We start from the raw sequence: 9,097 nt of genomic DNA, 5'->3' as shown, positions 1-9,097 counted from the left end.
CGGTTCATGGAGAACTACCGGCGCCCTTTGGAACGGGCGCGTCCTGAGCGACGCGCAGCACACGCTTAGGGGGGGGGAAGAGATGGACACAGCCGAAGAGATTGCAGCCCGTGCTGGCGGAGACGCGAAGCTGGCTCAGCCGGCTCCGCGCGACGCCATCAGGCAATCATACTTCAACAATCCGCGCGTTAAGCCACGCAGCAACGTCGGCGTCGATGACGCGGCGGTAGGCACCAACGTTGGTGATCTCAAGGACCACAATACCGTCGTTCTCATCGATCGCGCCTACCTCACGAAGGTAGGCGATGACCTCGGTCGGCGTCCGCGGCGTCTCGATGATCCAGAACGAGAACAGAGGCCGGCACCAGTCGGCGGCAGTTTGTAGCGCGGCGAAGATGCGGTCGTAAGCGTCAATCGTTTCGTCGTCGCGAAGGTCGTAGCTCACCACGTAGCGATGCATTCCGAGGTCTCCTGTTCTGAGTGCTGACTAAGCACCCGCACCTTACCAGGACGACCTCGGATTTCATCTCAGTACCAGCGTTCCACCTGAGTTCCACCCCTGAAATCCGTGAGGAATTTCACGATGCTGACTCGCGCGCCGACACCTCGGGAAATCGTCGGGGAATCCATTCGGAACTCACGCGGACAGCCGTTCACGCCGCTCGCTGCCTTCGAGGCAATCGGCGGGCCGAGGTTCTTTGAGTTTCTGCCGGACGTGTCCGCTCCCGGCAGTTCCGCGGCGGGGGCTGTTGGCGCCTCTCCAGTTCCCGCCGCAACCAACATGGAGAACGAGTGATGGATGACCTTCGCAAATTTGCACTCGACATGGCCGCGACTTCGATGCGCGGCGCGCCGTTCACTGAGATCGTGCTCGCTGCACAGGCGTTCCACGCATTTCTCGTTGATGCCGAGGGGGCAACGCACAGCGTGTCGCTTGCTGACCTTGCGGCCGCGAGGGCTGACGCACGGGCTGAATCCATTAGACCGCCGCCCATCCCCGATCTCGTGCAGCAGGTAGCAGCCGCGCGCGCTGACCTGTCGGATGCAGATCAGACTCCGACTTGGCTTAACGCGGGCAGCTTCGCGCTGAATGCAGACGGCACGCAAACGCCGTGGGCCGACGACGACGCCAAGACCCGCCTCATCCACCGGGCGCATGTCGAACAGTTCTCGGAGGCGAAGTGATGAGCAACCTGCTTCTGAATGCCCGCTTCGGTTCATGGTTTTTCCAAATTGCGCGCGACCGCCCGTGGCTGCGGATCAGCCGAAGCAACTTCCACGACAGCGCTCGGGTGCATGACCCCGCCTGGCGGTGGTTCCAAATCCACTAGCAAGTCCCTCGGCCGTGGAGAGGTGAAATGCCACGGGTAGCTATAGGCGTGGTCGGGTAGCGCCCGGCGAAACGAGGGACGGCGGGTAGCTCGTTAAAAGCCGCCACAGAATTTGTCTCCGTATTGCGTCTGCGTTTTCCCATCTCCCCCCGCACCGCATAGGAGAAGACCCATGCACCCCCACACGTCCTTTGCGACGCTTCAGAGGATCTTCCTCTGCGTCGGCGCCGTTGGCCTCTTGGTCTCCGTCGCCATGACCTACAAGTTCGGCTCGTCCATGAGCTGGCTCCACGCTGTCGCGCTCGTCACGGTCACGATCGCGGCCGCCTTCATCTTTCCCTTCCGGGCATTCGTCGCCCAGGCGGGCAACGTTCCGGCGTCGCGCGCGCTCTTGGCGCTCGGCATCTTCTTCGTCGGCTTGGAGTTCTTCTCGCACCTCGGCTACACGATCGGCATGCGCGAGCGCTCCAACGTAGAGGCTTCGGCGCAGAACGCCGCGTACACCGCGCAGCAATCGTCCATGGCCCAGGAGCAGACCAACCTCGCCATGTGGCGCGAGCACCTGGCCAAGATGCAGGCGGAGAACGCCTGGGTCGCCACGGTCTCCGCTGACGGCCTGCGTGCCCAGGTCGAAGCGGCCACGATGGCAATCGACCAGGAGAAGGCGCGCGGCGGCTGTGGCCCCAAGTGCCTCGCCCGTATGAAGGAGAAGGGCGGCCTGGAAGAGCGCATCGCGCTTGCCGAGCAGGCGTCTGACCTCACGAAGAAGATCGAAGCCACGCAGCGCATCCTCGACAAGAAGACCGAGGTCGCGACGACGGCCAAGGTCGGCTTTTCGCCGGTGAAGGCGCAGACGGATTTCGTCGGTCAGATCTGGCTCGTGATGACCGGCACGGAGGGCGAGAAGGCTCTCACGCCTGACACGGTAACGCTCTCGTTCACGCAGATCTTCATCGGGTTCTTCATCGCGCTCGGGGCGACGTTCCTGCCGACGTCAGCGTTCTACATGGCCTTCTTCGGCCACAAGCCGCGTCTCGACCAGGGTGATGAGGAAACCGCTGCAGCGCCCAAGCCTGCCACGGTGCAGGCGGTCGGCAACGTTGGCCCCAAGACCCGCAACGTTCGTCTTTGCGACCTCGCTCGCGAGCAGGGCCTCGCTGCGGCCTAAGCAAAAAAATGGAGGGCGGCTCGATCAGGAACCGCCCTCTGACTCTCACCGGGGGGATGAGGGATTTGTACGCCACATATCAACAGCCGTCGAAGGATCGTTGACAATGCAGAATCTAAGTGCTTCGCGTGACCAGATCAAGGCGACAGCAGCGCTTTCCAACAGCGCCAAACTGCTCGCCGGATACATGAAAGCGACGGGCGTCTCAGACGCTAAAACGATCGCTGACGATCTCGACATTCCGCTGAGAACCGTTCAACGGCTCAAGCTCGACATCGCCGTCGCAGGCGCCACATGCGCCAATGACGCCACCCGTGGCGTTTCCGAAAACGCCAAAGACGCCACGGATGGCGCCGACAAAAACGCCAATAGCGCCAACTGCGCCATGGATGGCGTTTCGGAAGCGCCAAACGCGCCACCCGTGGCGTCTCCCGCGCGCGTAGAAGAAAATAACTTACTTACTAACCTAGAAACTCCTGTTGAATCTAAAAACCCCCCTACCCCCCGCAAGCGGGGGACCCCTGCCGTTTCGAAATTCGAAATCCTGACGGCCTTCGAGGCCTACAACGCGACGGCCGAGCGCTGCGCCCTGCCGCAAGCCGCCAAGCTCACCCCCGACCGCGAACGCAAGATCGGCGCCCGGCTGAAGGACTACGGGCTCGACGGCTGGCACCGTGCGCTGGCGAACGTCGAGCGGTCCAGTTTCCTCACCGGCACGAACGACCGCGGCTGGCGGGCCAGCCTGGATTACCTGATGGAGCCGAAGGGCTTCGCGAAGACCCATGACGGCGTGCACGGCAACGGGAGGCACGTAGCGGTGCCGGTCGAAACGCTCGTTGTGGACGCGAAGGCGCGCGACATGCAGCGCCGCGTCGAAGAAATGGCCCGCGCCAGCGCCGAAGCCCTCGCAATGACGGGGGCCTTCCATGTCTAGCACCCCATGGCAGCAGCTCGCGGAAACGTCCCGCAACATGGCGGACGCGTTCATTCGGACCGGCAAGTGCCGGTGGATCGACATCGCCTTCGCTGAACGCTGGGAGCGCTCGCTGCGGGATCTGGTCAAGAGCGCGATCTACCAGCAGGTCGCGAAGGGCGGCGCGATGCCGACGCTTGCGCAGCTGGATCGCTTTCCGATGGTCAAGGAAGACCTCGAATACTTCAAGGGGCACGGGCAGGCGCTCATGGACTTCGAGCGCGACCCGATCATGGCCGCACGCGCAGTAGCGCGACGTCCGAGCAGAAGCGACCGAATGACAGGCGAAAACGGCGGGGGCTGAACATGACGACGGTGATTTGGGACCAGACGAAAGTGGACACGTTGAAAACGCTCTGGGCGAAGGGGCTGAGCGCTTCGCAAGTGGCACGCGAGATGGGCATCAAGTCGCGCAGTGCCATCATCGGCAAGGTGCATCGGCTGTGCCTGCCGTATCGAACCACGATCACGCGGTTTTACGGCACGGGGCGGCCCGCCCGGGAGCGCGACGCCGCAATCCGGCTCAAGCGAAGCCAGCGCAGCGCACCGCGCCGGGTGACGTTTGCATCCGGTCCTCTCCCTCCCGAGCCGCCGCGCCCGGCCAAGCTGTTCAAGCTCGCAGACATGGAAGACCACCAGTGCCGCTACGTTTTTGGTGATCCGCGCGGGACTGAGCCATGGGGCTATTGCGGGTGCAGTACAGCACCGGGGTCGAGTTATTGCATCGGGCACCACGCGAAGGTCTACGCGGGGGTGCCTGTTCGATCGAAATCGGCGGACATCCCTGAATGGCGCGGCAAGCATCGGCTCGACAAGCACGGGTCGAAGTATGCCGGGAAGGCGGTCGCGCTGTGAGCGATAGCATCGAGGGACAATCAATGAACTGCGCAATGATGTACGTGCCGACCCGTTTGGAGCGGATCTGGCGGCAGCTTGGATTTCGCTATCACCTCGGGACTGAGCCGGAGGACGTCGACACCATGACCGGCTGGATGTGCACTGATAGCCGTCTCCATTTCGGATGGGCTGACCGCATCCGACTGTTGGTCTCAGGCCGCCTTCACATGCGCCTCATTCAGCACACAACGGTGCAGGTTGAGGGCACAAAAAACCGCTTTGACTGGCACATACCAGCACCGGGAGAGTCCGCATGAGAACCCGGGACAAACTCGCAGCGGAGCTCCGCAAGGTGGCAGCAATCGCCACGCCGGATCACGCCGCGAAGTACGAGGCGTTCGCGAAGCGCGCCGAGACAGGCGAGTTCGATGATTACGGGGAAATGTACGCCTGCCCGATCACGCAGCTCTACGGCGAACTGACTGAGGCTGGCTTCAAGAAATTCGCCGGGCGCGTCGCAAATGGCGAGTTCGACGCCACGAAAGAGGAAAGCGACGAGTGGGCGAGAAGCGCGTCGGGACAAGCAGCGGCGAAAGAACTGTCGCCTGCAATGCGCGAAGTCCTTGGGTTGAGGCTGCTGTCATGATCGCAAAACGCATCTCCGGAACGACGCACTACCTCGGTGCGCCGAAGGGTTGGCACCCGGACAAGGACGGAGAATGTCGGCACCTTGCCGTTCGGGTTGTTGAGGAAAATGTGTGGCAGAGCGCGTGGGAGCCGACGCCTGCCGAATTAGCGGCCCTCAACGCAGGCGGATCAATAGTTCTCAGTATCGTCGGTGGACAGCCCCCTGTTGCTCTCTCCGTCGAGGCCGCGCCTGCGATCTGCGAAGGGGAACACGCATGAGCGACAAGGCGATGCACATCTACCCACTGAATGACCTTCGCGACCACGTCGTGGATGGCGGCAAGTGCTGGTGCGGAGCGGCCGAAGACGACGACGGCCTTATTATTCATTCGGCAATGGACCAGCGCGAGAAATTCCAGAACGGCGAACGTGTGAAATCATGACCGGCCACCGCATCACCCTGAAGAACATGAAGTTGAAAGACGGGAAGCTCTCCTCGATCCCCTCATACGGGAGGAACGCGAGCTCCAAGATTGCGCAACGGAAGTCGAAGAAAACGCGCGTGGTCAGGAGGGGTGTCAATGCTGAAGTGTGAGGCGTTGCGCGAGGCGCTTCAATACGACCCGCAGACAGGAGAGTTCACGAGCAGGGTTCGGCGAGGGCGACTAACCCCCGGTGCTCGGGTTGGGAGCACGCATAGGACGGGTTACAGGACCATCAAGCTCTGTGACCAGTTGCACCAAGCGCACCGCCTCGCATGGCTCTATGTGCACGGCGAATGGCCGCCCGGGATGTTGGACCACATCAACGGGATTAAGACGGACAACCGCATCACGAATCTTCGTGTCGCGACCGGCTCTCAGAACAACGTGAACCGTAAGAAGCTCAGTCAAAACACTAGCGGGGCTCGTGGTGTCACTTGGAACAAGTCATCCGGGAAGTGGCAAGCGGCTCTGAAGGTAAATGGAAAGTGCCGCTACCTGGGCGTCTTCGAAAACATTGAAGCGGCGTCCGCCGCGTACCGAGCCGCCGCCGTCCAGCAATATGGGGAGTTCGCTCAATCATGAAGCGCCCCGCCCCTTACCTCGAAGACATGCTCGAACGCGCCATCTCAGCAGCCGCGTCCGTGGGTTCAACAAAGTGCCGCATACCGACCCTCGACGCCCAGATGATCTTGGAGAAGTTCCGCAATGAACGACTGGTACGCCCTGACAACGGCTCCAAGGCACGAGATGGCGCTGGTCTCCCTGCTCCGAAAGGACGAGGCCTTGAGGCACGAGCTCAGCGTGGCGGACGCGTACTGCCCGGTGGAGCGTTACCACGTGTGGCTGAAGATGAAGCGGCACCCGATCGAGAGGCTGCGCACGCTGACGCCTAGGTATGTGTTCGTGCGGTGCCGGGATCCGCTGCGCGTTGTTGCGGGGCTGGCCGAGCACGGGGCGCAGGACGTCCTCATGCGCTGCGGGACTTTCGAGGACGAACCGGCGCCGATCTCGAACGCGGCCATTGAACAGGTGAAGGTGCGGGAAGCCGAGATCGCGATGAAACGCGCGCGGCGTACGGACCGCTCGAAGCGGCAGATCCGGCAGGGCAGCACGATCAAGGTGGGGGACCGGATCGAAATCCCTCATCTCGGGATTAACGTTGCGAACACTCCGGTGGAACAGATCGTCGGCGGCCGGGCCGAGGCGTCGTTTGGTGGAATGCGGCTGACGATGGCGTTGGAAGACCTGTCGGCAGCGTGAAACTCAAAGGGTATCGGTATGGAATGGGGCGAGGTTGAAATCCGGCAGACGGAAAAGAGCGGCGTTGAAGCCGAGCTTCGGGGCGACATGCTCAACTCGGGTGGCGACGGGTGCTGGGTGTCGATTGTAGGGTGGGGCCCGACCGAGGACGTGGCGCGCATCAACCTGCAGGCTGCCCTGTCCGAGGTGCAACTGAAACTCGGTGAGCGGGACTGAGAGGGTATTGGAATGGAAGCGGAAGACAGGCTGAACGCAGTGTTGGATGCGATTGAAAAAATGCCGGTGCCCAGAGAGGAAAGCACGTTTGGGGATTGGGCCCGCGAGCTGCGCGAGTGGGTGGATGACGTCCGATCGGCGGCAATAAAAACCCCCGAAGCCTGAGAGCCCCGGGGGTCGGTAGGTTACGCCGCTTTGAGCCGGCGGTAGATGGTCGTTCGAGCGACATCCTTGAAGGCGGCTTCGGCTTCATCAAGCCGGGGCTTTCGACCCCACCGCGTTTCAAAGTCCTTCGCCCAGAGCACGACGTTTGCGCCCTTGAGCTCCGGAGCGATCGCCTCGGTAGGCGGCAGAGGCGGACCCTTGTCGTTCGCGGTCGCTTTCTTGAACCGGTCGATTTCCTCGTCCAGTTCCTTGCTCGGCGTCGTCTCCGTGATGGCGCGGAGGCCGCGTCCGAAGAACCACATCAGGCCAAAGATGCCGGCCTCGAGGCCGAGTGCGTAGGCGAGGATACTGCCATTGCGGACCGTTTCCTCGTCGGTGCGCAGGACGTCAGCCCAGAGGCTGGAGCCAAGATCACCGGGTGGTGCCGCCTGGAATCCCTCGAGCTGCTTTGCGAGCTTTTCGAGAGACGCCTGCCGCTGGTTCAGGATGAACGTCGCGGACTTGCAGTCTTTGCCAACGCCGCCGGCGCAGGCCTTTGGCTGCCATTTGTTCGACTCGTCAACGAGCTTCTTCGTGGCGTCGTAGTCGGCCTGGACCCGAGCTTTGTCCTCGAGCGCCTTGCCGGCCGTGTTGGCCTTGGCTTCCTTCGCTTCGCCCGTGCGCCCGGTGGTGGCCGGAAGCGAGTAGGCGAGGAAGGCAACGAGAGCGATCGACATGGCGGCGGCAGCTCCCTTGGCCTTGCGGTGCCAGGCCCACTCGATCATGAGGGGGAGGACGGCGACCGCGACCATCGCGGCAATCATGGAGGCTTGCGTGTAGAGCGTGCCCCCGGCGGTGTATTCGATAGCGCCCAGGATTTGAAGGGCAAGAAGCCCCGCAGCACAGACAAGTGCGGTGAACGGTGCTAGATAGCGCATGTGAGGTGCCTTTCTTCATAGCTGTGGAGAGGATTTCACGTCGGGCCCGGGCTGTTGACGCAGCTTCGGGCCTTTTTCGTTTAGGGCCGGGGTGTTGGCCGGCTCTAATGATAAAGTAGGCGAGTATGGACAAAATGTCCATATCAATCTCAGTCTATATTGACTTTTAGTGCATCTTGCAGGAAGAACGTTGCCCATGAGCAACGCCTTGGCCCGTCTCCGTCGGTTGGTTGGTTCGCAAGCAAGGCTTGCTCGGGCGCTTTCCCTTACTGAAAAGCAGGTTTCGCGCATCTCCACAGGCAAGAGCAAAGTACCCGGCTACATGGACGCGGTCGCGGAGCTACTTGAAGCGCTGCCCCCGAAGGACTGGCCTGAGAGGTGGCGGAAGTAAGGATGCCGCAGTTTTCGTTTGTTTGGGTGTAGCCTGCGGGCTACAAATGGGGTATGCTTGAGCTACGCGAGACTGCTGAATTCTCGGCTTGGTTGAAAGACCTTAGAGATGGAACCGCCAGGGCCAGGATTCTGGTTCGCGTGGAGCGGGTTGCGCGTGGCAACCCCGGCGACGTTGAACCGGTAGGCGAGGGAGTGAGCGAGATGCGTCTCCACTTCGGGCCCGGATACCGCGTTTATTTCATTCAGCGCGGAAATGCCTACGTCCTGCTGCTGGCCGGCGGAGATAAAAGTACGCAGGATCGCGACGTCATTGTCGCAAAACGGCTAGCGGCTGAGTACCAGGAGTAAAACGCATGGCCAAATCACGCCCATTCGATGCCTCCGAGTATCTGGAGAACGAGAGCGAAGTCGCAGCTTACATTGCTGAAGCGATGCTGACACAAGATGTGGAACATATCGCGCACGCCATTGGCGTCGCTGCCAAGGTGCGCGGGATGACGCAAATAGCGGAGCGAACAGGCCTGTCCCGTGAGAGCCTTTATCGGGCTCTGAGTGCAGGTGGAAGCCCGAAGTTTGACACGATACAGCGTGTTCTAGAGGCGCTCGATCTGCAACTCACGGTGCAGCCTTCAAAACGCGTGGCTTAGAAGCCCGCGAAATTGCTTCCTATTGGGCGGCTGTGTGTCTCAGCCAAAACCCAGGCCTTGACCGCGCCCGTCCAAATC

At 61.9% G+C, this 9,097-nt stretch carries 16 protein-coding genes; 14 read left to right on the top strand and 2 right to left on the bottom strand.

The window, feature by feature from the left end:
* Positions 1-166: 166 nt before the first annotated feature.
* Entirely contained in the window at positions 167-460 is a 294-nt protein-coding gene (locus K2Y42_RS18195; RefSeq protein ID WP_291155171.1) for a hypothetical protein, read from the bottom strand.
* Positions 461-795: 335 nt separating this feature from the next.
* Between K2Y42_RS18195 and K2Y42_RS18190 the strand changes: the two genes are divergently transcribed.
* From K2Y42_RS18190 to K2Y42_RS18140, 12 genes are all read left to right on the top strand, one after another.
* The gene (locus K2Y42_RS18190; RefSeq protein ID WP_291155169.1) at positions 796-1,185 is read left to right on the top strand and encodes a hypothetical protein; all 390 of its coding nucleotides are present in this window, start codon (positions 796-798) and stop codon (positions 1,183-1,185) included.
* Positions 1,185-1,331, top strand: coding sequence for a hypothetical protein (locus K2Y42_RS18185; protein ID WP_291155167.1), 147 nt, complete (start codon positions 1,185-1,187; stop codon positions 1,329-1,331). The genes K2Y42_RS18190 and K2Y42_RS18185 overlap by 1 nt, the downstream gene beginning before the upstream one ends.
* 172 nt (positions 1,332-1,503) lie before the next feature.
* Positions 1,504-2,499, top strand: coding sequence for a hypothetical protein (locus K2Y42_RS18180; RefSeq protein ID WP_291155164.1), 996 nt, complete (start codon positions 1,504-1,506; stop codon positions 2,497-2,499).
* A gap of 106 nt (positions 2,500-2,605) precedes the next feature.
* Positions 2,606-3,433 carry a hypothetical protein gene (locus K2Y42_RS18175; RefSeq protein ID WP_291155161.1) on the top strand — a complete coding sequence of 276 codons (828 nt, stop codon included), beginning with the start codon at positions 2,606-2,608 and terminating at the stop codon, positions 3,431-3,433.
* Complete coding sequence (locus K2Y42_RS18170; RefSeq protein WP_291155158.1) at positions 3,426-3,776, top strand: hypothetical protein; 351 nt, start codon at positions 3,426-3,428, stop codon at positions 3,774-3,776. Before K2Y42_RS18175 ends, K2Y42_RS18170 begins: the two co-directional genes overlap by 8 nt.
* Positions 3,777-3,778: 2 nt before the next feature.
* Entirely contained in the window at positions 3,779-4,327 is a 549-nt protein-coding gene (locus K2Y42_RS18165; RefSeq protein WP_291155152.1) for a GcrA family cell cycle regulator, read from the top strand.
* A 295-nt stretch (positions 4,328-4,622) separates the two neighbouring features.
* Positions 4,623-4,955 carry a hypothetical protein gene (locus K2Y42_RS18160; protein ID WP_291155149.1) on the top strand — a complete coding sequence of 111 codons (333 nt, stop codon included), beginning with the start codon at positions 4,623-4,625 and terminating at the stop codon, positions 4,953-4,955.
* Positions 4,956-5,211: 256 nt separating this feature from the next.
* On the top strand, positions 5,212-5,379 hold the full coding sequence (locus K2Y42_RS18155) for a hypothetical protein (RefSeq protein ID WP_291155146.1): 168 nt from the start codon (positions 5,212-5,214) through the stop codon (positions 5,377-5,379).
* Positions 5,380-5,517: 138 nt separating this feature from the next.
* The gene (locus tag K2Y42_RS21315) at positions 5,518-6,003 is read left to right on the top strand and encodes an HNH endonuclease signature motif containing protein (RefSeq protein ID WP_366512427.1); all 486 of its coding nucleotides are present in this window, start codon (positions 5,518-5,520) and stop codon (positions 6,001-6,003) included.
* A 123-nt stretch (positions 6,004-6,126) separates the two neighbouring features.
* Positions 6,127-6,681, top strand: coding sequence for a transcription termination/antitermination NusG family protein (locus K2Y42_RS18150; protein WP_291155144.1), 555 nt, complete (start codon positions 6,127-6,129; stop codon positions 6,679-6,681).
* Between the two features lie 18 nt (positions 6,682-6,699).
* On the top strand, positions 6,700-6,897 hold the full coding sequence (locus tag K2Y42_RS18145; protein ID WP_291155141.1) for a hypothetical protein: 198 nt from the start codon (positions 6,700-6,702) through the stop codon (positions 6,895-6,897).
* 12 nt (positions 6,898-6,909) lie between these two features.
* Positions 6,910-7,062, top strand: coding sequence for a hypothetical protein (locus K2Y42_RS18140; RefSeq protein ID WP_291155138.1), 153 nt, complete (start codon positions 6,910-6,912; stop codon positions 7,060-7,062).
* A gap of 20 nt (positions 7,063-7,082) precedes the next feature.
* Here K2Y42_RS18140 and K2Y42_RS18135 read toward each other — a convergent pair whose 3' ends face one another.
* A complete protein-coding gene (locus K2Y42_RS18135) occupies positions 7,083-7,979 on the bottom strand; it encodes a hypothetical protein (RefSeq protein ID WP_291155135.1) in 897 nt (298 codons plus the stop codon).
* Between the two features lie 444 nt (positions 7,980-8,423).
* Between K2Y42_RS18135 and K2Y42_RS18130 the strand changes: the two genes are divergently transcribed.
* Both K2Y42_RS18130 and K2Y42_RS18125 read left to right on the top strand, forming a co-directional pair.
* A complete protein-coding gene (locus K2Y42_RS18130; RefSeq protein WP_291155132.1) occupies positions 8,424-8,720 on the top strand; it encodes a type II toxin-antitoxin system RelE/ParE family toxin in 297 nt (98 codons plus the stop codon).
* 5 nt (positions 8,721-8,725) lie between these two features.
* Entirely contained in the window at positions 8,726-9,019 is a 294-nt protein-coding gene (locus K2Y42_RS18125) for an addiction module antidote protein (RefSeq protein WP_291155129.1), read from the top strand.
* Positions 9,020-9,097: the final 78 nt, after the last annotated feature.

This window comes from Hyphomicrobium sp. (genome assembly GCF_019744875.1).
In the GTDB taxonomy this organism is placed as follows: domain Bacteria; phylum Pseudomonadota; class Alphaproteobacteria; order Rhizobiales; family Hyphomicrobiaceae; genus Hyphomicrobium_C.
The sequence above is the reverse complement of the archived record's forward strand: the minus strand, read 5'-3'. Positions and strand labels throughout refer to the sequence as shown.